Raw genomic sequence first — 21,290 nt, 5'->3', positions numbered from 1 at the left:
GCCGGCATTGGACGAGAGGTACTCTTCGCGTGAACTATCTGATGCGACGACTGGCGACGTTTCCTCTCGTCCTGCTTGGCGTGTCCATCCTGGTCTTCGTGGCGATCCGGATGGTGCCGGGCGATTCGATCACGGCCATGCTGGGCACCGAGGCCGGTCTGCTGACGCCGGCGCAACGTGACTCGCTCGCCGCATATTTCGGCATCGACCAGCCATGGTTCGTCCAATACTGGCGTTGGATCGGCGGTATCCTGCACGGCAATCTGGGCATCTCGGTCACCTATGGCAGGCCCGTGCTGGACGTCATCCTCGAGCGCTTTCCGCTGACGCTCGAACTGGCTGTGGTCTCGATGATCATCGCGCTCGCCGTCGGCATGCCGGCCGGGATCTTCGCCGCCACGCACAATGAGAAACTGTCCGATCTGGGTGTGCGCATCGTTGCCATGATCGGCCAGTCGACGCCGAGTTTCGTGCTTGGCCTGCTGATCATCTACACGCTGTCGGCCGGCTTCGGCGTGCTGCCGGCGATGGGCGAATTCGCACCGCTCTGGCAGGATCCCCTGCGCAATCTCAGCCAGCTGATCCTGCCCGCCATCACGCTCGGCTTTGCCTTCGCCGCGTCGGTCACCCGCATATCGCGTTCGGCCATGCTCGACGTATTGAGCGACGACTATGTGCGCACCGCGCGCAGCAAGGGCGCCTCGGCGCGCAGCGTCATCTGGCGGCACGCTCTGCCCAACGCGCTGATCCCGGTCGTGACGCTGAGCGGCATCGAATTCGGCTATCTGCTGGGCGGTGCCGTCATCGTTGAGCAGATCTACGCCCTGCCCGGCCTCGGCCGCATGGTACTCGATGCGATCCAGCAGCGCGACTATGCGCTGGTGCAGGGCAGCGTGTTGTTCATCGCCTTCAACTTCATGATCGTCAATCTCCTGGTCGATCTCGCCTATGTCGCGCTCGATCCGCGCATCCGGCTGGGAGAGTCCTGATGCGCATCCTGCGCGCCATCTTCGGCCACGGCAGCGGCCGCATCGGCGGCGTCATCGTCGGCGTCTATCTCACGGTCGCCATCCTCGGCATGCTGGGGCTGACGCCGCACAACCCCATCACGCAATATCGGGTCGACCGGCTGCATGCGCCCAATGGCGCCTACTGGATGGGCACCGACCTGTTCGGCCGCGACGTGGCCAGCCGGCTGATGGCCGGCATCGGTCAGTCGTTCACGGTTGCCTTCTTTTCGGTCGCCTTCGCGACCCTTGCCGGCACGGTTCTGGGGCTGGCCGCAGCCTGGCTCGGACGCCGCTGGGACGGTGTCGTGATGCGGGTCATGGATGTGCTGCTCGCGTTCCCGGCCATCCTTTTGGCGCTGCTCATCGTCACCGTTGCCGGACCCGGCACATGGACCAGCATCGTTGCCATCGGCATCGTTTACACGCCGATCTTCACCCGGGTCGTACGCGGCCCTGCTTTGTCGCTCAAGGCGCGTGAATTCGTCGATGCCGCACGCACCTTCGGCAGCAGTTCAAGCTATATCGTGACGCGCCATCTGCTACTCAATCTGGTGGCACCGTTGACGGTACAGGTGACACTGGCATTGGCCTGGTCCCTTTTGACCGAAGCAGGTCTGAGCTTCCTCGGGCTCGGCACGCAGCCGCCGGCGGCATCGCTCGGCCTGATGCTGAGCGACAGCCGCAATCTGATGGAGACGGCGCCCTGGCTGATGATCTTCCCGGGCCTGGCGATCATGATCAGCATCCTAGGCTTCAACCTGCTTGGCGACGCCTTGCGCGATATTCTCGACCCGAAGATGCGGAGGGCGCCGGCATGATCCCGCTGCTGTCCGTGTCGGACCTGCGCGTCGGCTTCGGCCGCAATCCGCAAGCCAATGAGGTGGTGCGCGGCGTCAGCTTCGATCTGGCCGACGGCGAGACGCTGGCCATTGTCGGCGAAAGCGGTTCGGGCAAATCCGTCACCGCGCTGTCGATCAACCGGCTCATCGATTTCGGTGGCGGCCGCATCACCGGCGGCGCGATGAAACTGAAACGCGCCGACGGCAGCCTCTTCGACCTGATGACCGCGACCGAGCCGCAGCTGACCGGCATTCGCGGCGCCGAGATCGGCATGATCTTCCAGGAGCCGATGACCTCGCTCAATCCGGTGCTGACCATAGGCACGCAGATCGAGGAATCGTTTCGGCTGCACCGTGGCCTGACCGGAAGACAAGCCACGGCAGCGGCCAAGGATGCGCTCGACCGCGTGCGCATTCCCGATGCCGCGCGGCGGCTGAAATACACGCCCAACCAGCTGTCGGGCGGCATGCTGCAAAGAGTGATGATCGCCATCGCGCTGGCCTGCAATCCGCGCCTGCTGATCGCCGACGAGCCGACGACGGCGCTCGACGTGACGGTGCAGGCGCAGATCATGGCGCTGCTTGCCGAGCTGAAGCGGGAAACCGGCATGTCGATGATCTTCATCACCCACGACATCGGCCTGGTGGCCGGCATCGCCGACAAGGTGATGGTGATGCAGAACGGGCAGGCCGTCGAGCAAGGCGAGCTGAACCAGATCCTCGATAATGCGCAGCACCCCTACACGCAGCATCTGCTGCGGGATGTGCCGCATTTCACCAACGGCAGCACAACGCGTTCGGACGGACGGCGCGACAAGGGCGCGAGCCATGAGCCGGCCTTGAAGGTCGACGGCCTCGTGGTGCGGTTTCCTCTCAAGAGCAGTTTCTTCAGCCGCGCCACGGGCGCCGTGCATGCCGTCGATGGCGTCGATTTCGATCTGATGCCAGGCGAGACGCTGGCCATCGTCGGCGAGAGCGGTTCAGGCAAATCGACCACCGCGCGCGCCGTGCTGGGGCTGGTGCGGTCGACGCGCGGCAGCTTCTCGGTCGGCGCTCGAAAGGCTTCCGCGCAGCAAAGCGCCCTGCCCGTGCAGATGGTGTTCCAGAACCCCTACGCCTCGCTCAACCCCAGGCTCAGCATCGAGAGCATTCTGGCCGAACCGGTGATCGCCACCGGCGGCCGGGTGAATGCCGGAACGCGGGCCAGGATGGCGAGCCTGCTGGAACGCGTCGGCCTGCCGAAAAACAGCCTGGAGCGCTATCCCCACGAATTCTCGGGCGGCCAGCGGCAAAGGCTGTGCATCGCCCGCGCGCTGATGCTCAACCCTTCCGTCGTCGTTCTCGATGAGGCGGTGTCCGCCCTCGACGTCTCGGTGCAGGCCAAGGTGCTGGAACTGCTGGTCGACCTGCAGCGCGAGTTTGGCCTGGCCTACCTGTTCATCTCGCATGACATGGCGGTCGTCGAGCGGATCGCTCACCGCATCGCCGTCATCTATGCCGGCCAGATCGTCGAGATCGGCGACGCGACCTCGGTGCTGTCGAAGCCGAAGCATTCCTATACCAAAAAACTCATTGCCGCCGTGCCGACCATCGACCGCCGCCACGAGCATTTCGAGATCGACACGCGCCAGGTCCCCTCGCTGGTGCGCCCGCAAGGGTTTGAGCCGGCGCCGGCGAGGTGGGAGCAGTTTGGCGGGGATCATATGGCGAGGATGGAAGCGTGATGGGTGGCACCCTGGAATACACGAGGTCGGCGGGACAGCACCCCCCTCTGCCCTGCCGGGCATCTCCCCCGCAAGGGGGGAGATTGGATGTCGCCTCGGCTTTCGCCAATCTCCAACGTTGGAGGGTTGTCGGAACATCGACGCTGCCAATCTCCCCCCTTGCGGGGGAGATGTCCGGCAGGACAGAGGGGGGTGTGAAGGATCGCTACCTCTCCGATGGAGGCCAACCTTGAGCGACCTCCCCCAACTCTTCGATCGTGCCTTCCAACCATTGGCAGCTGCAGTGACGGCCGGCCGTATTCCCGGCGGCGTGCTCGGCATTGTCGATAGAAATGGCGAACGCATCATCCGATCGATCGGCTCCGCGCAGCTCGTGCCAAAGCCCCGCCCCATGCAGGACAACACCTGGTTCGACCTGGCATCGCTAACCAAGGTCATCTTCACCACGCCGCGCATCCTGAAGCTGGCGGAGGATGGCGTCATCGATCTCGATGCGCCGTTGATCTCCGTCCTATCCGATCTTCGCCAGTATAATGCAGAGGCCTGGGAGCGGAAGGTGACGTTTCGGCAGTGTCTCGGCCACCAGACGCCGTTTCCGGCCGTCGAACCTATCTACACTTACGGGCGCGACCCCGAGCTGCTGCGCGCCTTCATCCTGCAGCGCGAATGGCGGGCCCGCGATCCCGTTTATTCCGACATCAACTTTATCTTGCTCGGCTTCGCGCTGGAGCGGCTGTCGGGCAAAACGATCCGCGACATGGAGCCCGGCCCGGGCTTTGCCTGGTCAACGGAGCCCGATGTCGCCGCCGCGACCGAGGACTGCACCTGGCGTCATCGCGTGCTCTCCGGCGAGGTGCACGACGACAATTGCTCGGCGTTGCAAGGCGCCGGGCATGCCGGCCTGTTCGGAACAGCCGCTTCGGTGCTGGATTTCGCGCAAGGGCTGCTGGGCGGCACTGGCGCCTCGGAGCGTTCGATCGCGTTGATGCGCGCGCCCTTGTCCGCCACCCGAACCCATGGCTGGGAGCGCCCCTATGCGGGCTGGTCCGGCGGGGCCTTGTGCAGCCCGGGAACCATCGGCCACACCGGCTTTACCGGCACGGGATTGTGGATCGACTTCGACGGAGGCAAGGCCTGGACCTTGCTCACCAACCGGATCCATCCGACACGTCATTTCGACAGCGGAATCGTCGCGCTTCGCCAAGCGGTCGGCGATCTCTTCAATGGAGCTCAATAATGAAACCAATCTGGGCCGTCGGCCTGATGACCGGCACCGTGCTGGACGGCAACATCGATGTCGCCCTGATCAAGACCGATGGCGAACGGATCGAGGATTTCGGCACCTATCGGCTGATGCCCTATCCCCCGTCGATCCGCTCCCTGCTGGAAGAGACGCTGAAGGAGGCAAGAGCCTGGAATTTTGTCGGGCCGGAGCCGGCGATTTTTCGCACCGCGGAGGAAGTCCTGACGCGCGCCCAGTCGGCGGCGGTCAAGGAATTGGTCGAAGGCTACGGAATGACGATGGCCGATATCGGCGTCGTCGGCTTTCACGGCCAGACCGTGCTGCATCGTGCGCCGCAAATCGGCCGGCTGGGCCAGACAAGGCAGCTCGGCGATGGCGAGCTGATGCACACCCTGTTGGGCACCAAGGTTGCCTATGATTTCCGCTCGGCCGATATGCGCGCCGGCGGGCAAGGCGCGCCCTTGGCCGCTGCCTATCACACCGCGCTGATGCGCAGCGCCGGCGCCAGTGGCGAGGTGGCGGTGCTCAATCTCGGTGGCGTCGCCAACATCACCTGGTGGGACGGCGCCGACAATGTCATTGCCTTCGACACCGGACCGGCCAACGCGCCGCTCAACGATTTCATCAAGTCGAAGGGGCTCGGCGAAATGGACCGCGACGGCGTGCTTGGCCGGGCGGGAACGGTGGACGAGGCCCGTCTCGCCAAGCTGCTGCAGCACCCCTATCTGACCAAAGCCTACCCCAAATCGCTGGACCGTTTCGACTTCGGCGCCGCGATGGCGGACGGCCTGGGCGCCGAGGATGGTGCGGCGCTGCTCACCGCCTTCACCGCTGCCGCCGTCGGCAAGGCGCTCGACCTTTTGCCGCACCGGCCGAAAAAGCTCGTGGTCAGCGGTGGCGGCCGTCACAACCCGACGATGATGGCGATGCTAGCCAGCCGCGCCGGCGTCGAGGTGATACAGGCCGAAACCCTCGGCTGGAGCGGCGATGCCGTGGAGGCTGAGTGCTTTGCCTTCCTCGCGGTTCGCGTGCTGCGCGGCCTGCCGATCAGTTTTCCAAGCACCACCGGCGCACCGCAGCCGATGCGCGGCGGGCGGCTGGCCGGCTGATCAAGCCGGCGATAGTTTCTTCTGAAGAAAAATACGGCTGCGGCCGACCGGGAAATCGGCCAGCGAGCCGAAGGGCTGATAGCCCTGGCGCTGATAGACCTTGGCTGCATTCGGATTGAACGTATCGATCCAGGCATTTTGACAGCCGCGCGCCATCGCTTCCTGTTCGGCGGCGTCCAACATCCTGCCGGCCATGTGCTGGCCGCGCAGCCTTTCATCGACCCACAGCCATTGCACGTAAAGCCAGCCCCAGGCGGTGTAACCCGAAATGCCGGCGACGACCGCGCCAGCCTCGTCGCGCACGAACACCGCCAGGGCTTTTCTCTCGGAAACGCCGACATCGCCGTCGTTGAACGCCGCTAGGCGTTCGGCGAGAAAGGTGAGGTCTTCCGGCAAGGGATTTGCCGTCGTCTCAAGTGTCGTCTTCATATCGATCCCCGAACTGGGTGCGCATCCTGATCGCCGCCGTTGCGAAATTCGGATGCGGCAATGCCGTAGCGCTTGAGCTTGTCGTAGAACGTCTTGCGTGGCACGCCGAGCGCGTCGATGGCGCTGCGCACATCGCCACCATGATCGCGTAGCGCATCGCGGATGAGTTGCGCCTCGTAGTGGCCGACCCGTTCGGGCAGCGTGGCAGCAGGCTCCGGCAGATGCGCGGGAACCGCCTCCGTCTCATTGTCCGGGCCGAGACCGAGCGCGACGCGATCGGCAAAATGGGCAAGCTCACGCACATTGCCCGGCCAGGCATGCGCCTGGAGATGGCCGCTGGCCGCGGCGTTCACCTTGGCGATGGGCCGGCCGAACCGTTCCGAGGCCTTGCCGAGGAAGTGCCCGAACAGCATCGGGATGTCACCGCGTCGCTCGCGCAGTGGCGGGATGCGTAGCGTCACCACGTTGAGGCGAAAATAAAGATCCTCGCGAAAATCGCCGCGCTGGTCTGGCCGGCCGAGATCCACCTTGGTCGCTGCGACAACCCTGAGGTCGACGCGGCGGGTCTCGTTCGAGCCAAGCGGGGTCACGCTGCGCGTTTCGAGCACCCTCAGCAGCTTGACCTGGAGGGCCGGCGGCATGGATTCGATCTCGTCGAGGAACAGCGTGCCGCCGCTGGAGTGCTGGATGCGGCCGATGCGTCGCCGCTGCGCGCCGGTGAACGCACCCGCCTCGTGGCCGAACAGTTCGCTTTCTATGACGGTCTCCGGCAGGGCGCCGCAATTCAGCGCCACGAAGGGTTTTGCCCGACGCCGCCCCCATCTGTGCAGGAGGTCCGCCACCACTTCCTTGCCGGTTCCTGTCTCCCCTTCGACCAACACATCGACATCCATATCGGCGATCTGGCGCAAGGTTTCGCGCAGGCGCCGGATGGCGGGCGCCTCGCCGATCAGCGGCAGGCCGTCTGCAGCTTGCGCCGCGGCCTCACGCAGCCGCCGGTTCTCCATCACCAGCCGCCGCTTCTCCGATGCTCGTTTCAGCGCCTCGACAAGGCGATCGCCGGCATAGGGTTTCGGGATGAAATCGTAGACGCCGTCCTTGAGCGCGGCCACAGCAAGATCGACATCGCCATGCCCGGTGACCAGGATCACCGGTATATCAGGGTCGATCGCCTTGATGCGATCGAACAGCTGCAGACCATTCATGCCCGGCATGCGGATGTCGCTGACGACCACGCCCTCGAAATTCCGGTCGACGACACCAAGGGCTGCCTCGGCGGCGTCGAGCGCGGCCACGGTGAAGCCGGCAAGCTCGAGCAATTGCTTGGTGGCGTGCAGCAGGTCCGCATCGTCATCGACGAGCGCGACCAGCCCTGATTCCTCAATCATTCTATCCGCCTCAAGTCGATGGTGAAGGAGGCGCCACTGGCGCCGCCGGGATCGAGCCGCAGCGTGCCGCCCAATTCCTGGGCGATCTCCTGCGAGATCACCAGCCCGAGGCCGAGCCCCTTCTCCTTGGTGGTCTGGAACGGCATGAACAGATTGCCGGCTGCCTCCGGACCGAGACCAGGACCGTTGTCGCGAACCGAAATCAGCACCCTGTCATCGCGCTCGGCGAGTTCGATCTCGATGCGGGGATCAGGTTGGTCCTTCATGGCGTCCAGCGCATTCTGCAGCAGATTGACCAGGATCTGCTCCAACCGGATGCGGCTGGCCATGACCACCGGCGAGGCGTTGCCGCGCGGCTTGACGATGGTCACGCCGGAATCGCGGATGCGGCCGGACAGCAGCGACAGCGCGCCGTCGATCGCTTCGCGCACCGGCAAGGGCGAAGCAGCGACACCCGGCCGGCGGGCAAAGGTGCGCAGCGTATTGGTGATCGCGCCGATGCGTTCGGTCATCGAAACGATCGATGTCAGATTGCCACTCGCCGGCTCAGTCTTGCCGCCGTCGAGAAAGCGCCCGGCATTCTCGGCATAGGTGCGGATCGCGGCGACCGGCTGGTTGATCTCATGCGCCACGCCGGCCGCGATCTGTCCTAGTATCGACAGCCGGTTGGCCTGGGCGAGGTCGTCACGCAGCCGGCGGACCTTGGCCTCGGCGTTCTCACGCTCGGCGATTTCGCCGGCAAGTGCGGTGTTGGAGCGCGTCAACTCGGCCGTTCGCGTGCTGACCCGGCTCTCCAGTTCGGCATTCATGCGCGCCAGTGCTTCCTGCCGAAGCCGGCGGGCGCGCCGGCGCCGGGTGAGCACAAAGGTTAGCAAGCCCATCAGCAGCAGCCCGAGCAGCGTGGTCAGGCGCGCGGTGTTGGCGGCGGCGGAAAGAGCAGCATCGGCGGGCGTCAGCAGCCAGAGACGCCAGCCGGGGACAGCACCCGGCAGGTCCTGCACCACTTCGACAAACTGGCGAGACTTTCCCGAGCTGTCGATTGTCGCCAGACCGTCACCAGAACCGCGCCGCAACGGCAGCGGTTCGAACCCGGCATCGGCCAGCTGAAGCTGCTCGTGGGCAGCGGCCGCGTCAGCGGGGGAGAGCGGTGCCAACGCTTGAAACCGCCAGTCGGGCTGGCTGGTGGCAAGCACCACGCCGCGTTCGTCGGTGACGAAAACAAGGAACCCGCTGGAGCGCCAATTGGCTTCGACGCCGTCGAGCTCGACCTTCAACACCGCAACGCCAAGCGGCTTGCCGCCATCGTCGACCCGGCTGGCCAGGTAGAGGCCTGGCTTGCCGCTGATCGTGCCGAGGCCATATTGGCTGGCGGCTCCCTTCGCCATGGCCTCCTGGAAATAGTGACGAAAATTGTAGTCGATGCCGACAAAGCTCGCCGGTTCGCCGGCATTGCTCGCTGATATGGCGATGCCTGCCGTATCGATGACATAGATGGCCGACGCCGAGGCATCGCCGGCGATCGACTTGAGCTTGTCGTTGAGGGCCTTTTCTTGCATTTTTCCGGCTCGGCGCAGAGCGCCGCGCACCGCATCGTCGCGGGCCAGCACCAGTGGAACCAGGCGCTGCTTTTCGATTTCGCCGGTCAGCGTTCCCGCCGCCAGTGGCAGGGCGGCAAGTGCTGTGTCGCGTAAATTGTCGGCCGCCTGGCTGGCGGCGATGCGCCCGGCAATGGCGATCGCTCCGGCCAGGAAGGCAAGGGCGATGACCACGACAAGCCAGCGGCCATCGCGCAGCCGGGCCACCGCCTCGCGCAGCAATTCACGGCCGGCAAACCCTTGGGGTTCGCTATCGGTGCCTGCTTGCGGCGTCTGCCCTCTCCCTTTTTGTTCGCGGCCTTTCGGCCAGTGTAATGCGAAAATCCGCCCAGGCAAACGATGCCTGTGCGGAAATCCGCACAGGCGGCGCCCGCATGATCTCGCACAAAGGCGGAAATGCCGGGATTCCGGCCTTTCTGCGAACTGGCACGACGCTTGCAAAAGTCCTTGCAGCGGCGTGCGACCGGAGCGCCGCGATGGGAGAAGTCACGCAGGGCGATGCATTTCCGCCCTATCCGGCCAGGGAGAGTTCGATGCACATCGCAGATCATTCAGGCGCGGCTTCCGCGCGGCGCAAGCCTTTCTATGCCCAACTCTACGTGCAGGTGCTCGTCGCGATCACCGTCGGCATCCTGCTCGGCCATTTCTATCCGTCGGTCGGCGAAAGCATGAAGCCGCTCGGCGACGCCTTTATCAAGCTGGTCAAGATGATCATCGCCCCGGTCATCTTCCTGACCGTGACGACGGGCATTGCCGGCATGAGCGACCTGCAAAAGGTCGGGCGTGTCGCCGGCAAGGCGATGCTCTATTTCCTCACCTTCTCGACGCTGGCGCTGATCATCGGCCTCGTCGTCGCCAATGTCGTGCAGCCGGGCGCCGGCTTCAACATCGACCCGGCGACGCTCGACGTCTCGACGGTCAACACCTACGCCGCAAAGGCGCACGACCAGTCGGTCACCGGCTTCCTGATGAACATCATCCCGACGACGATCGTCGGTGCCTTTGCCGACGGCGACATCCTGCAGGTGCTGTTCTTCTCGGTGCTGTTCGGCATTGCGCTGGCGCTGGTCGGCGACAAGGGCACGCCCGTCCTCAATTTCCTGCAGGCGCTGACGACGCCGATCTTCAAGCTGGTCAGCGTGCTGATGAAGGCAGCCCCTATCGGCGCTTTTGGCGCCATGGCCTTCACCATCGGTAAATACGGCATCGGCGCGGTCATCAACCTCGCCATGCTGGTCGGCACTTTCTACGTGACGTCGTTTCTGTTCGTGTTTGTCGTGCTGGGTGCGGTCTGCCGCTACAACGGGTTCTCCATCCTGTCGCTGATCCGCTACATCAAGGAAGAGTTGTTGCTGGTGCTGGGCACCTCATCGTCGGAGGCAGCCCTGCCCTCGCTGATGGAGAAGATGGAGAAGGCCGGCGCCAAGCGCTCGGTGGTCGGTCTGGTCATTCCGACCGGCTATTCCTTCAACCTCGACGGCACCAACATCTACATGACGCTGGCTGCGCTATTCATCGCGCAGGCAACCAACATCCACCTGTCGATGGGCGACCAGATCCTGCTGCTGCTGGTTGCGATGCTCTCGTCCAAGGGTGCCGCCGGCATCACTGGGGCAGGCTTCATCACCCTCGCCGCCACGCTTTCGGTGGTTCCGGCGGTGCCGGTCGCCGGCATGGCGCTGATCCTTGGCGTCGACCGTTTCATGTCGGAGTGCCGGGCGCTGACCAACTTCGTCGGCAATGCCGTCGCCACGCTGGTGGTGGCGCGCTGGGAAGGCGAACTCGACGAGGCCAAGCTGGCGAGAGCGCTGGCGGGCACCGCGGATGACAACCTGCCGGCGGATGTCGTTCCCGCCGAGTAATAATCCGTCCGGTCTCATACCAACAACAGCCGGAGGCATGCTGCCTCCGGCCGTTGTCGTTCAGCGTCGACTTTCCGCGGCCGACGGGCCGACGAAGACGCCTATTCGCGGTTGCGGACATCAAGGTCGACGCCCTTGATCACCTCCACGCCGCCATAGGACTTGCGCGCACCGCGCAGCTTGAGCTCAGCCATTGAAGTCCCTCCTCTGGTCCGGACAGATGCTCGGGCCGACAGGCATGCGAGCCGCCAAGGTGCCCACATCATCGAACAGGACGAGGCTGGCAGCGCCAACCAGCCCGGCATGGCGACCGAGCTGGGCCTGAACGACCGGCACGTCGCGATAGGCGCGCATGGCCCGCTGCCTGATGGTCGCCTCGATGGTCGGCAGCATCAGGTCGAGCCCATTGGCAATGCCACCGCCGACGACCAGCACATCGGGCGAATAGAGATGCAAGAGGTTGGTGAAGCCGACGCCCAGCCAGCGGGCTTCCTCGTCCAGCAAGGCCGAGGCAAGACCGTCCCGCAGCCGTGCCGCTTCGACGACATGGCGGCCGGTCACCTCCGCGTCCCCCGAGAGGCGCCGCAAAGTCGAGCCGTCGCCGGCAGCCGTGGCGGCGGTGGCGCGGCGACCGAGGGCGGTTCCCGAAGCGATGGCCTCGAAACAGCCGACGACGCCGCACACGCAGCGTTCGCCTTCATTGGTGATGGTCATATGGCCGATCTCGGCGGCAAGGCCACGGCGGCCATGCAAGATGCGCCCGTCGACGACGACACCGCCGCCAATGCCCGTGGAAACCGTGACGAAGACCAGCGAGCGAGCGCCGTGACCGGCGCCGAAGCGCCATTCGCCGAGTGCAGCCGCGTTGGCGTCATTTTCCAACCGCACCGGCAGGCCAAGCCGCCGTTCGAGAATATCGGCAAGCGGCACGTCCAGCCAGCCGGCCAGTGTCGGCGGGCCGACGGCAATGCCGGCCAGCGGATCAAGCGGCCCCGGCGCGCCAACGCCCACACCCACAATGGCGAGCGTCGGCGCCTCGGCATGGACGGTTGCCGCCAGCGCCTCAATCTGGCCGATCACCACATCGGGACCAGCCTGTGCCTGCGTCGGCACCGCCGCGAATGCCAGGATATTGCCTTCGCGGTCGACCAGGGCGGCGCGAAGCTCCGTCCCACCGAGATCGATCGCAAGGGCAGCTTGTATCGTCATGCCGCGACCTTCAAGCCGTGGAGCCAGCCGATGCGACCGGCGAGGTCCTTGTCGCCAAAGGCGAGCGAACCGAGAACCACGGTTTCGGCGCCGGCGGCACGCAGCAATGGCACGGTCTCGTGGCGGATGCCGCCATCAGCCGCCAGAACCACGTCTGCCTCGCGGCCGGCCTGCTTGAGGATGGCGCGGGCGTAGCCCAGCCTGTCGCAGGCCTTGTCCGACAGGCTCTGCCCCTTAACGCCGATTGCCGTCCCGAGAAGCGTGACGAAAGCGACCTCGGAGACGAAAGGCGTCACCGTCTCGACCGGCGTCTCCAGCCTGAGCACGACGCCCGCTTCGGCGCCAAGTTCGCGTGCCAGCCGGACGGCGCGCAACCCCGCCTCGCCATTCTCGGCATGGACGCTGATCACATCGGCGCCGGCCTCGATGAACTGGCGCGTCTGCGCCTCGACGATTGCTTCGTCGACCATCAGATGGACATGGACGGGCTTGGCCGTCAGCCTGGCGATGCGGGCGACGAGATCGGGAAAGAACAGGAAGGACGGGGCGAAATGCCCATCCGCCACATCGATGTGATGAAGATCGACATAGGGCTCGATACGCCTGAGATCGCTCTCGAAATTGGCGAGATCAGCGGACCACAGCGAGAATTCGGCGATCATGCGATCGCGCGGCAGCGCGGCGATGGCGGCAGGGCCGGAAAGAGGTTTCGAGATCATGATTGGTCCTGGTTGTTGAAACGAGCATCGAGAAAGCCCGCGATAGCAGCGCGGATTTCGGCGAAATGGCGATCCTTGTCGGTGGCCTTCGGCGTCACCTCTGCGAAGGCGGCATTGGGGATGGTTTTGGCAAGGCTGCGGGCGGTCGCCAGCGGATGGACGAGATCGATGCCGCTGCCAATCACGAGCGTCGGGATTGCGAGGCCAGCGGCCGCTGCCCGCGTGACGCCGGGCCCGTCCTCTGCGATGGCTTGCATCACCTCGGCGAAGACAGCCGCGTTTTCGCGCGCGAAGAAGCCAAGCAAGGAAGCGAGATTGTCCGGCGCTTCAGTGCGAAAGCGGGCCGCTGTCGCCGAGGCCGCGAAGGCTTCGCGCGCTTCATCCAGCGGGCGGTTGCGGATGAGTTCCGCCACTTCCACGTAAGCGCGTATGTTTTGCGGCGCCGCTTCGAAAGCCCAGGCCGGGCGCACAAGCACCAAGCCCAGGACGCGGTCCGGGTGCCGGGCGGCAAGCTGCAAGGCGATCGCCGCCCCCATCGAGACGCCGCCGGCGACGAAATGGTCGATGCCAGCCGCATCGGCAGCGGCCAGCACGTCATCGGCGAACATCGCGATCGAAAAGGGCCGTGTCGTACCGGCGCCAGAGCCGCCCTGCGCGCGGCATTCGACGGTCAGCCGGTGGTATGGCGGGCCGTCGGGAAAATTCTGCGCCGCCTGCGCTGCATCGCCACCGAGGCCATGCTGGAAGACGACGGGAAGCCTGCCCAGCCCCGTGTCGAAAACACGAAGTGCGGCATCGTCGCGAAGCAGGATCGCCGGCACGGCGTCCATCAGAGGAGCCCTCGCAGGAAGGCGGCGACGCCGGGGGCTTCGTCGGCGGACAGGCCGTGGGTGACGAGCGATCCACCGAAGCCCGGCGCTTTCAGCCGCGCGACGAAATCCGGAAAATCGACAATGCCTTGCCCGGCGGTCGCAAAGCGGCCGTCACCATGGCGGTCCTTGGCATGCGCCATGGCGATATGGCCGGCGGCCTCATCGATCGCTGAGGCGACAATGGCACGCGCCTCGTTGGGCGTCGCGTGTTCGAACAGGTTTGCCGGATCAAGCACGATCTTCAGATGCTTCGATCCCATCTCGGCGATCAGCCTGGTCGCGTCCTTGGCCGAGGTGACGATGTTGGCCTGTTCGGGCTCGATGCCGAGATCGACACCGGCCGCTTCGGCCAACGCCAGCGCCTTCGCCATCTCGGCGGCCATGTCGGACCAGGCGGCCGGCTGGCCATTGTCGGGATGATACGCCCATTGATCGGCGGTGTTGCGCGAGCCGGTGCAGAGCGTGACCAGCGGGATGTCCAGGGCAGCAGCAGCCTCGATGACGACGGTCAAGCGCCTGAGACCATCGTCGCGGACGCCCTTGTCGGGATGCGCCATGTTGTAGGTGCCCGAAAGTGCGGCGAGTGAAACACCGCTCGATTGCGCGGCGGCGCGGATGGCTGCAATGGTATCCGCCGGCATCGCATCCGGCATCGACGGCAGGCCGGCGCAGGCGAGATTGAACTGCGTCGTCTCGTATCCCGCCTGCCGAACGGCTGCGAGCACCGCAGCCGGCTCGGCACCGGGAAAGGTCTTGGCGAAGATGCCGAGACGCATCACACCGCTCCCGAAACCGAGGCGAGTTCGATCCGCTCGCCTGATACCACCGAGCGGGCGATGGCCACCATGGCGCGGATCGAGGCGATGCCGTCCTCGACATTGGCGCCACGCATCGGCGCGCCCTCCAGCACGGTTTGAGCAAGACCTTCCAGCTGGCGGCGGAAGAAATGGCCATCGGCGCCGAGCGGCTTGTGGGCGGTGGCAGTCTTCTCGTGAAATATCTCCACCTCGCTGGCGCGGAAGTACCAGGGGTTGAATGTCCTGGCGATGACGGAGCCGTTCTCGCCATAGAGCTGAAAGCCTTCGTGCCAGTCCATGCGGACGGCGACGGTGAGGTCGAGATGGCCAAGCGCGCCGCTGGCGAACTCGGTCTCGACGAACCAGCAATAGGCACCAAAGCGTTCGTTGAGGCGGGCGCGCACGGCGACGATGTCGCCGCACAGGAAGCGCGCCGTGTCGACCAGATGCGAGCCGTGCGCCAGCATGAAATACTGCCGCAGATCGGCCTTGGGATTGCCCGCCGGCTTCTTCGCCAGCTTGCTGGTGACGGGCAGCGGTTGCACGGCATCGGTGTTGGTGTAGCGATGGGTGGAATCGCAGTACCAGGCTTTCAGCGCCAGCACCTCGCCGATCTCGTCGCGGACAAAATCGCGCGCGGCCTCCAGCGCCGGATCAAAGCGCTTCATGTGCCCGACCTGCAGGACCTTGCCCGAGCGCCTGACCGCCTCGGCCAGCGCCTCGCCTTCCTCGACCGAGGTACCGATCGGCTTTTCGCACAGAACATGCTTGCCGGCGTCGAGCGCCTTGATCGACATCGGCACGTGATAGGCGTCCGAGGTGGCGACGATCACCGCCTCCAACTCCGGATCGGCGAGCATCGCGTCATAGTCGGCATAGACCCTCCGCGGCTCGTAGGTGGCGCCCATGCGCGCGAGCAGATCGGGCGCCGCATCGCAGATGGCGTAAAGGTCGGCATTGCCGGCCTTGACGCAGGATTCCAGATGCGCGAACTGCGCGATGGGCCCGCAGCCGAGCACGCCGACCCTGAGGCGTCTGTCCTGTTTCTTGATCATCGTCTCGTTCTTCAGGCGCCGTAGGAGCGCATTGTCTGGCGGTTGGTCTTCACCGCGCCGGCGGGATCGGCGGCGGCCGTTTCGGATTCCTCCTCCAGCACCAGCCAGCCGTTGAAGCGTGGCGCGGTGTTGGCGATCTCGATGACTTCAGGCGTGTCGCAGACGCCCTTGCCCAGCATCGCCCAGGTGCCATTGGCGTCGACGTCCTTGAGGTGGATGTAGCGGATGCGGTCGCGGTAGGTGCGCAGCGTATCGGACATGTCCTTGTGGCCGCGCAGGATATGGCCGGTATCCGGCACCCAGCCGACCAGATCGGGGTCGAGCAAGGCAAAGATCGTGTCGTAGTCGGCGCGGTCGAACAGCAGCGTGTTGTGGTGCGAACTCGGATGCACCGCGACATCGACCCCGGCCTTGCGGCCGATCTCGGCGGCGCGGTTGTAGACCTCGGCTGCGATACCGAACTTGTCGTCGCGCGGCCCTTCAGACACCACAGTCGCCGAGCCCATCGAGATCAGGGCGCCGGGGAACGCAGCGGCGAAGTCGATCCAGCGTTTGGCGGCTTCGAGGTCGGCGCCGATCTGATCCTTGAGCGTGAAACCGCTGTTCGAGCCGAAGGCGAAGGAAACCAGTGTCAGGCCGGAGGATTTGAGCGCGGCCGCGAATTGCGACGGCTTGTCGGCATAGCGGCCGATCATGGTGTCGGTGATCTCGATGCCGGCATAGCCGCCATCGGCGATCGCCTTCAACAGATCGTCGGGGCCGCCGCTCCAGCCCTTGCCAAGCATTTCCCAGGTGAAGGTCTGGCAGCCGACTTTGAGGTCTTTCACGTTCATCCATTCATTCCTTGATACCGCCTATTCCTTGATGCGCCCTGCGTCAGCCGTTCGATGATGTGGCGCGGAAAGAGCGGCACGAGCACGATCGGCGGAACGGTGACGACGGCCGCGGCCGCAGCCATGCCTGCCAGCAGACAGGGCCCAATCATCGATTGCGATACGCGGGGCCCTGCTCCTTCGGTTGGGATGGACATCCTACTTGACCGAGCCCGCGGTCATGCCGGCGAGGAAGTACCTCTGGGCAACGAGGTAGATCAGCAAGAGCGGCAGCGAGCCGAGCACGCTCATCGCCATCATCTGGTTCCATTCGAAGGCGTGCTGCCCCATCAACAGCTGGATGCCGATCGGGACGGTGCGCATTGACGTCGACTTCGTCAGCGTCAGCGCAAAGAGAAATTCGTTCCAGCACAACAGGAAGGTGTAGACCGACGTCGCCACGATACCAGGCAGTGAAATCGGGACGATCACCCGCCAAAGCGCTGTCCAACTGGTGCCGCCATCGACAGCCACGGCTTCATCGAGATCGCGGGGCAAGGTGTTCAGATATCCCGTCATCAGCAGGATCGCGTACGGCAGTGTAAACACCAGGTAAGTCAGGATCAGTGCGATGTAGGTATCGAAGATACCGTATGAGACGACAAGCCCGAAGAAGGGGATCAAAAGTGTGATCGGCGGAATCGTCTGCGTGCTGATGATGAGTGTGTTCAGGCTGCCCTTGCCGCGGAAGTTGAAGCGGCTGAAACCGTAGGCCGCCAGCAAGGCGATCAGCACCGTCAGCACGGTCACCGCTCCCGCCACGAAATAGCTGTTGAAGAAGAAGCGCAGCTTTACCGGATCGCCAAGGATGGCTGCATACGCTTCCAGCGTGAAGGCCTTTGGCAGGATGGTTGGTGGTAGGGCAAAGATTTCGGTATTCGATTTGAACGAACTGCTCAGCATCCAGTAGATCGGGAATGCCGCGAAAAAGAGCCCCGCTGCAAGCGCTACATGGAGCGCGACGGTGATCAGCCTGTCTTTCGGCGTATGCCTTTTCCTCATGGTGACTACCGAGCCTTTTGATAGCGAATATAGAACAGCGTCAGGCCGAGAGAGATCAACAAGATGACCACAGCGCTCGCCGAAGCCTGCGACAGGTTGTAGCTCGAAAACGCCAGCTTGTACGTGTAGGTGCTGAGAACCTCGGTCGAGTAGATCGGGCCACCGCCCGTCGTTATCCAGATTAACGGGAAGACCTGCATGGTCCAGATGAAGTCGAGCAGCGAGATGCTGATGATGATCGGCATGAGCATCGGGATGGTGATGAAGATCAGCTTCTGGTAGGCTTTCGCCCCGTCGATATCGGCGGCCTCGTAGAAATCCTTGGGAATGCCCTGCAAACCCGCGAGCAGGCTGACCATGAAGAGCGGATAGCCCGCCCAGATATTGGCAAAGGTGACGGCGTGCAGCGCGGTCTCAGGCGAGGAAAACCATTCGACCTTGGAACCGATGACGCCGATTTGCATGAGAATGCTATTCACGACACCGTTCGGCTCAAGCAGGAGGCGCCAGATCACGGCGATAATCACTGCGGTGAATAGCCAGGGCAGTATGTAGAGCACGCGCAGAATATTGCGCAGCGTCGGATTGATGCGGTCGCTGTTCAGCATGAGCGCGAAGATCATGCCGATGGTCATGTGGAAAATGACGCTCATGCATGTGAAGTAGAGCGTGTGCCACAGCGAAGCCCAGAATACGGGATCGTCGAAGATCGCCTGGTAGTGTTTCAGTCCGGCAAAGGATGGGTCGCGACGCAGCACCGCGCTGTTCTGGAACGAGTAGGCAATCACCGTCACCATCGGCAGCAGCATCAGAAGCCCGATTGTGAGCAGCGAGGGCGACAGATAGAGGTAGGGTGCGACCGCTCGTTTCAGCTTGTGGTGGGAGCGCTTTTGCCGGGTCATGTGCCAACCTTGGGATACGCCTTCAAGAGAAGGTAAGCTTCGAACAGGTCCATCTCAAATTGCCGATCCGTTGTTGCACGGTGACCAGCCCGAAGTCCGGCCACCCGGTCGAAGAGAGCAAACGGGAACAGGCCGATCAGAATTTCGCCATCCCGCCCTTCTGAGCGGTGGCCGCGGCGGGTTCCGGAGACTGCTCGCCGGCGAGCATCTTCTGGGCTTGCACGTCGAACTGGGTCATCAGGTCTTCAGCCACCGGCAGGCCCGTGAACTCATTGGCGAGATAACCGGTCTTGAAGATTTCAAAAGCCTTGCCGAAAGCCTTGTCCGAGGTCACGAAATCGGGCTTGGCGTTGACGTTGCCCGGGAAGGCGTTTGCAAGCGACACGAGCTTGGCGTTCACCTTTTCACTCATCAGATATTGGACGAGTTTCCAGGCCTCTTCCTGATGTTTCGAGGCAGCAGAGATGCCGATGCCCCAGGAGGCATAGGGAAGGCCGCGCTTGCCGGTATAGTTTTCCACGACTGGGACCGGGATGAGGTCGAAGTTCAGCTTGGGATTGCGCTTGCGGATGAGGTTCACATGCGCGAGCGAGTCGATCATCATCCCGACGCGGTCGTTGACGAACTCCTCGACCTTTTCCTGCTCGGTCTTGGTGGCGATGCCGGGCGAGATGGTGCCGGCGTCGTTGAGTGATTTGACGAAGGTGAGCATATCCACCACCGGTTTGCCCTCAAGGCCTGGCTTGCCGTTCGCCATCATCGACTGACCCGAAGCCCAAACCCATGACATCATGTCGTTCTGGACGCCGGATGGCGTTTGCAGCGACAGGGGCAGCACCCAGCCATACTGGTTCTTGTCGGCGTGCGTCATCTTCTTGGCGGCTTCGAGAAACTCCGCACGGGTCGACGGCAGCTTGGTCACGCCTGCCTGGGCGGCGAGGTCCAAATTCACGAAGACCGGATAGACGAAGGAAGCCACGGGAAACATCACCGCCTTGCCGTCCACCTTGATGATGTCCGCGACCTGGCTCTTGTCGAAACCGCTCGCATCCATCATCGGATTCATGTCGGCGAGTGCGTTCTGCGCATTCAGATTGTTCACCCAGGCACCGTCGAGACCGACGACGTCGCTGAGCGTTCCGGTTGCAGCCCCAACCGAGATCTGGTCTCGCGTGGTCGCGTAGGGGCCGCTGACCAGCGTCACCTTGATTCCGGGGTTTGCGGCCTCGAAGTCATCCATGATTGCCCTGAGCGAGCCAGCCGGCAATTCGGGCTCCCACCATTGGGTGAATTCCAGCGCCGTATCCGCCATGGCGCCGGTTGCGCCAAGCAACCATGCGGCCGCGGCTATTTTCAGCATCGCTGGTTTTATACGAAACGTCATTTTCTCCTCCTTCTTTATATTCGACCGCACAATGCGGCCGATCGTCTGGTTATTCAGAAGTCTCCTTATGCAGGCGCCTCGCCCTCGCCCGCGGGTCTTGTCGCGAATATTCAGATCGCCAGATGCGTCTCGGGATCGAAGAAATGGAGCTTAGCGTCATCCAGGGCCAACCTGATTTCCGAGCCGGAGCAGACTGTGCTGACCGGTTCGAATTTCGCCACCGCATTCGACGCCAAGCCGAAATCCTGCACCGCGTCAGGATCGCCGGAGTCCACCCGGACCGCGTCGATGTTGAGATGTACGATATGTTCGGATCCGAGTTCTTCGATCGAGGTCACCTTTGCCGGTATCGTCTGATACTTACGGCCGGATTCGAGGCTGCTGTCATAGAGATCCTCCGGTCGTATCCCGAACACGACCTTGCGCCCCGCATACGACCTCAAGTCCGGCCTGCGCACGAAGGCTGCATCCTGCAGCCGGATGGCTAAGGCGCCGGACATCAGTTCGTCGCCCGTCAGGGTCGCCTCGAAAAGGTTCATTGAAGGAGACCCGATGAAGCCGGCAACGAAGGCGTTCACCGGCGATTCATAGAGCCTCTTGGGTGTGTCGACCTGCTGCAGCACGCCGCCTTTCAACACCGCGACCCGGTCGCCCATCGTCATGGCTTCGGTTTGGTCGTGGGTCACATATATGGTCGTTACGCCGAGCTGCTTTTGCAGACTGGTAATTTCGGCGCGCATTTGAACGCGCAGTTTCGCGTCCAGATTGGAAAGGGGTTCGTCCATGAGAAAGGCTGCCGGCTCGCGCACCATGGCGCGGCCCATGGCAACCCTTTGACGCTGTCCGCCGGAAAGGTTGGCGGGTTTGCTGTCCAGCAAGGACGTCAGCTGAAGGGTCTTGGCGATCTCGTCCACGCGCTTTTTGCGCTCGGCCTTCGGCTTGCCCGCCAGCCGCATCGAAAAGCCGATGTTTTCGAACACCGTCATATGCGGGTAGAGGGCGTAGCTCTGGAAGACCATCGCGATGTCGCGGTCCTTGGGCGGCATGTCGACAACGTCGACTCCGCCGATCCGAAGGCTGCCGCTGGTGACGTCCTCCAATCCCGCGATCATCCGCAACGCGGTGGATTTGCCACAGCCGGACGGCCCGACGAGAATCAAAAACTCGCCATCTTCGACCGACAGGTTCAATTGGTCGATTGCGTGAAAATTGTTCCCGTATGTCTTGCAGATATTCTCAAGAACGACTTCTGCCATATTCCTCCCTCCACAAGTCTAAG

The 21,290-nt window shown here is 63.8% G+C and carries 19 protein-coding genes and 1 pseudogene; 6 read left to right on the top strand and 14 right to left on the bottom strand.

Annotated elements, in window-relative coordinates:
* Nucleotides 1-29: 29 nt before the first annotated feature.
* The 5 genes from NKJ06_RS06545 (at nt 30) to NKJ06_RS06525 (ending at nt 5,925) form a co-directional block, all read left to right on the top strand.
* The gene (locus NKJ06_RS06545) at nt 30-989 is read left to right on the top strand and encodes an ABC transporter permease (protein WP_352631443.1); all 960 of its coding nucleotides are present in this window, start codon (nt 30-32) and stop codon (nt 987-989) included.
* Nucleotides 989-1,828 carry an ABC transporter permease gene (locus tag NKJ06_RS06540; RefSeq protein ID WP_352631441.1) on the top strand — a complete coding sequence of 280 codons (840 nt, stop codon included), beginning with the start codon at nt 989-991 and terminating at the stop codon, nt 1,826-1,828. Before NKJ06_RS06545 ends, NKJ06_RS06540 begins: the two co-directional genes overlap by 1 nt.
* The gene (locus NKJ06_RS06535; RefSeq protein WP_352631439.1) at nt 1,825-3,573 is read left to right on the top strand and encodes an ABC transporter ATP-binding protein; all 1,749 of its coding nucleotides are present in this window, start codon (nt 1,825-1,827) and stop codon (nt 3,571-3,573) included. The genes NKJ06_RS06540 and NKJ06_RS06535 overlap by 4 nt, the downstream gene beginning before the upstream one ends.
* Nucleotides 3,574-3,802: 229 nt before the next feature.
* Complete coding sequence (locus NKJ06_RS06530) at nt 3,803-4,810, top strand: serine hydrolase domain-containing protein (protein WP_352631437.1); 1,008 nt, start codon at nt 3,803-3,805, stop codon at nt 4,808-4,810.
* Nucleotides 4,810-5,925, top strand: a complete 1,116-nt coding sequence (locus NKJ06_RS06525; RefSeq protein WP_352631435.1) for an anhydro-N-acetylmuramic acid kinase — start codon at nt 4,810-4,812, stop codon at nt 5,923-5,925. The genes NKJ06_RS06530 and NKJ06_RS06525 overlap by 1 nt, the downstream gene beginning before the upstream one ends.
* On the opposite strand, the gene NKJ06_RS06520 is transcribed toward NKJ06_RS06525, so the two are convergent.
* The 3 genes from NKJ06_RS06520 to NKJ06_RS06510 are packed head-to-tail and all read right to left on the bottom strand — an operon-like array spanning nt 5,926 to nt 9,559.
* Nucleotides 5,926-6,354 carry a GNAT family N-acetyltransferase gene (locus NKJ06_RS06520; RefSeq protein ID WP_352631433.1) on the bottom strand — a complete coding sequence of 143 codons (429 nt, stop codon included), beginning with the start codon at nt 6,352-6,354 and terminating at the stop codon, nt 5,926-5,928.
* Nucleotides 6,351-7,742: a sigma-54-dependent transcriptional regulator gene (locus NKJ06_RS06515; protein ID WP_352631431.1), complete on the bottom strand. Its 1,392-nt coding sequence runs from the start codon at nt 7,740-7,742 to the stop codon at nt 6,351-6,353. Before NKJ06_RS06515 ends, NKJ06_RS06520 begins: the two co-directional genes overlap by 4 nt.
* Nucleotides 7,739-9,559 (bottom strand): sensor histidine kinase, encoded by a 1,821-nt coding sequence (locus tag NKJ06_RS06510; RefSeq protein WP_352631531.1) that lies wholly within the window; start codon nt 9,557-9,559, stop codon nt 7,739-7,741. Before NKJ06_RS06510 ends, NKJ06_RS06515 begins: the two co-directional genes overlap by 4 nt.
* A gap of 311 nt (nt 9,560-9,870) precedes the next feature.
* Between NKJ06_RS06510 and NKJ06_RS06505 the strand changes: the two genes are divergently transcribed.
* A complete protein-coding gene (locus tag NKJ06_RS06505) occupies nt 9,871-11,199 on the top strand; it encodes a dicarboxylate/amino acid:cation symporter (RefSeq protein ID WP_352631529.1) in 1,329 nt (442 codons plus the stop codon).
* A 61-nt stretch (nt 11,200-11,260) separates the two neighbouring features.
* Here the strand turns inward: NKJ06_RS06505 and NKJ06_RS06500 are convergent.
* The 11 genes and pseudogenes from NKJ06_RS06500 to NKJ06_RS06450 form a co-directional block, all read right to left on the bottom strand.
* Nucleotides 11,261-11,393: pseudogene (locus NKJ06_RS06500) on the bottom strand (ABC transporter); the annotation flags it as partial.
* On the bottom strand, nt 11,386-12,408 hold the full coding sequence (locus NKJ06_RS06495) for an ROK family protein (protein WP_352631429.1): 1,023 nt from the start codon (nt 12,406-12,408) through the stop codon (nt 11,386-11,388). The pseudogene NKJ06_RS06500 and the gene NKJ06_RS06495, both read right to left, overlap by 8 nt.
* On the bottom strand, nt 12,405-13,127 hold the full coding sequence (locus NKJ06_RS06490) for a ribulose-phosphate 3-epimerase (protein WP_352631427.1): 723 nt from the start codon (nt 13,125-13,127) through the stop codon (nt 12,405-12,407). The genes NKJ06_RS06495 and NKJ06_RS06490 overlap by 4 nt, the downstream gene beginning before the upstream one ends.
* Nucleotides 13,124-13,957 (bottom strand): alpha/beta fold hydrolase, encoded by an 834-nt coding sequence (locus NKJ06_RS06485; protein WP_352631425.1) that lies wholly within the window; start codon nt 13,955-13,957, stop codon nt 13,124-13,126. Before NKJ06_RS06485 ends, NKJ06_RS06490 begins: the two co-directional genes overlap by 4 nt.
* On the bottom strand, nt 13,957-14,775 hold the full coding sequence (locus NKJ06_RS06480; protein WP_352631423.1) for a sugar phosphate isomerase/epimerase family protein: 819 nt from the start codon (nt 14,773-14,775) through the stop codon (nt 13,957-13,959). Before NKJ06_RS06480 ends, NKJ06_RS06485 begins: the two co-directional genes overlap by 1 nt.
* Nucleotides 14,775-15,851 (bottom strand): Gfo/Idh/MocA family protein, encoded by a 1,077-nt coding sequence (locus tag NKJ06_RS06475; RefSeq protein WP_352631421.1) that lies wholly within the window; start codon nt 15,849-15,851, stop codon nt 14,775-14,777. Before NKJ06_RS06475 ends, NKJ06_RS06480 begins: the two co-directional genes overlap by 1 nt.
* 11 nt (nt 15,852-15,862) lie before the next feature.
* Nucleotides 15,863-16,684: a sugar phosphate isomerase/epimerase family protein gene (locus NKJ06_RS06470; RefSeq protein ID WP_352631419.1), complete on the bottom strand. Its 822-nt coding sequence runs from the start codon at nt 16,682-16,684 to the stop codon at nt 15,863-15,865.
* A gap of 198 nt (nt 16,685-16,882) precedes the next feature.
* The gene (locus NKJ06_RS06465; protein ID WP_352631417.1) at nt 16,883-17,725 is read right to left on the bottom strand and encodes a carbohydrate ABC transporter permease; all 843 of its coding nucleotides are present in this window, start codon (nt 17,723-17,725) and stop codon (nt 16,883-16,885) included.
* 5 nt (nt 17,726-17,730) lie between these two features.
* Nucleotides 17,731-18,627, bottom strand: a complete 897-nt coding sequence (locus NKJ06_RS06460; protein ID WP_352631415.1) for a carbohydrate ABC transporter permease — start codon at nt 18,625-18,627, stop codon at nt 17,731-17,733.
* Between the two features lie 136 nt (nt 18,628-18,763).
* Nucleotides 18,764-20,011: an ABC transporter substrate-binding protein gene (locus NKJ06_RS06455; protein ID WP_352809398.1), complete on the bottom strand. Its 1,248-nt coding sequence runs from the start codon at nt 20,009-20,011 to the stop codon at nt 18,764-18,766.
* A 110-nt stretch (nt 20,012-20,121) separates the two neighbouring features.
* The gene (locus tag NKJ06_RS06450) at nt 20,122-21,267 is read right to left on the bottom strand and encodes an ABC transporter ATP-binding protein (protein ID WP_352631411.1); all 1,146 of its coding nucleotides are present in this window, start codon (nt 21,265-21,267) and stop codon (nt 20,122-20,124) included.
* Between the last annotated feature and the right edge of the window lie 23 nt (nt 21,268-21,290).

The sequence above is a fragment of the Mesorhizobium sp. M0293 genome, from assembly GCF_040321735.1.
GTDB lineage: Bacteria > Pseudomonadota > Alphaproteobacteria > Rhizobiales > Rhizobiaceae > Mesorhizobium.
Note: the sequence above shows the minus strand (reverse complement) of the source record. Positions and strands in the feature narration are given on the sequence as shown.

Excerpts from the sequence above, each read along its gene's own strand:
- NKJ06_RS06540 (WP_352631441.1), top strand. The coding sequence starts at position 989 with ATGCGCATCCTGCGCGCCATCTTCGGCCACGGCAGCGGCCGCATCGGC.
- NKJ06_RS06535 (WP_352631439.1), top strand. The coding sequence starts at position 1,825 with ATGATCCCGCTGCTGTCCGTGTCGGACCTGCGCGTCGGCTTCGGCCGC.
- NKJ06_RS06525 (WP_352631435.1), top strand. The coding sequence starts at position 4,810 with ATGAAACCAATCTGGGCCGTCGGCCTGATGACCGGCACCGTGCTGGAC.
- NKJ06_RS06520 (WP_352631433.1), bottom strand. The coding sequence starts at position 6,354 with ATGAAGACGACACTTGAGACGACGGCAAATCCCTTGCCGGAAGACCTC.
- NKJ06_RS06515 (WP_352631431.1), bottom strand. The coding sequence starts at position 7,742 with ATGATTGAGGAATCAGGGCTGGTCGCGCTCGTCGATGACGATGCGGAC.
- NKJ06_RS06505 (WP_352631529.1), top strand. The coding sequence starts at position 9,871 with ATGCACATCGCAGATCATTCAGGCGCGGCTTCCGCGCGGCGCAAGCCT.
- NKJ06_RS06495 (WP_352631429.1), bottom strand. The coding sequence starts at position 12,408 with ATGACGATACAAGCTGCCCTTGCGATCGATCTCGGTGGGACGGAGCTT.
- NKJ06_RS06490 (WP_352631427.1), bottom strand. The coding sequence starts at position 13,127 with ATGATCTCGAAACCTCTTTCCGGCCCTGCCGCCATCGCCGCGCTGCCG.
- NKJ06_RS06485 (WP_352631425.1), bottom strand. The coding sequence starts at position 13,957 with ATGGACGCCGTGCCGGCGATCCTGCTTCGCGACGATGCCGCACTTCGT.
- NKJ06_RS06480 (WP_352631423.1), bottom strand. The coding sequence starts at position 14,775 with ATGCGTCTCGGCATCTTCGCCAAGACCTTTCCCGGTGCCGAGCCGGCT.
- NKJ06_RS06475 (WP_352631421.1), bottom strand. The coding sequence starts at position 15,851 with ATGATCAAGAAACAGGACAGACGCCTCAGGGTCGGCGTGCTCGGCTGC.
- NKJ06_RS06470 (WP_352631419.1), bottom strand. The coding sequence starts at position 16,684 with ATGAACGTGAAAGACCTCAAAGTCGGCTGCCAGACCTTCACCTGGGAA.
- NKJ06_RS06465 (WP_352631417.1), bottom strand. The coding sequence starts at position 17,725 with ATGAGGAAAAGGCATACGCCGAAAGACAGGCTGATCACCGTCGCGCTC.
- NKJ06_RS06460 (WP_352631415.1), bottom strand. The coding sequence starts at position 18,627 with ATGACCCGGCAAAAGCGCTCCCACCACAAGCTGAAACGAGCGGTCGCA.
- NKJ06_RS06455 (WP_352809398.1), bottom strand. The coding sequence starts at position 20,011 with ATGACGTTTCGTATAAAACCAGCGATGCTGAAAATAGCCGCGGCCGCA.
- NKJ06_RS06450 (WP_352631411.1), bottom strand. The coding sequence starts at position 21,267 with ATGGCAGAAGTCGTTCTTGAGAATATCTGCAAGACATACGGGAACAAT.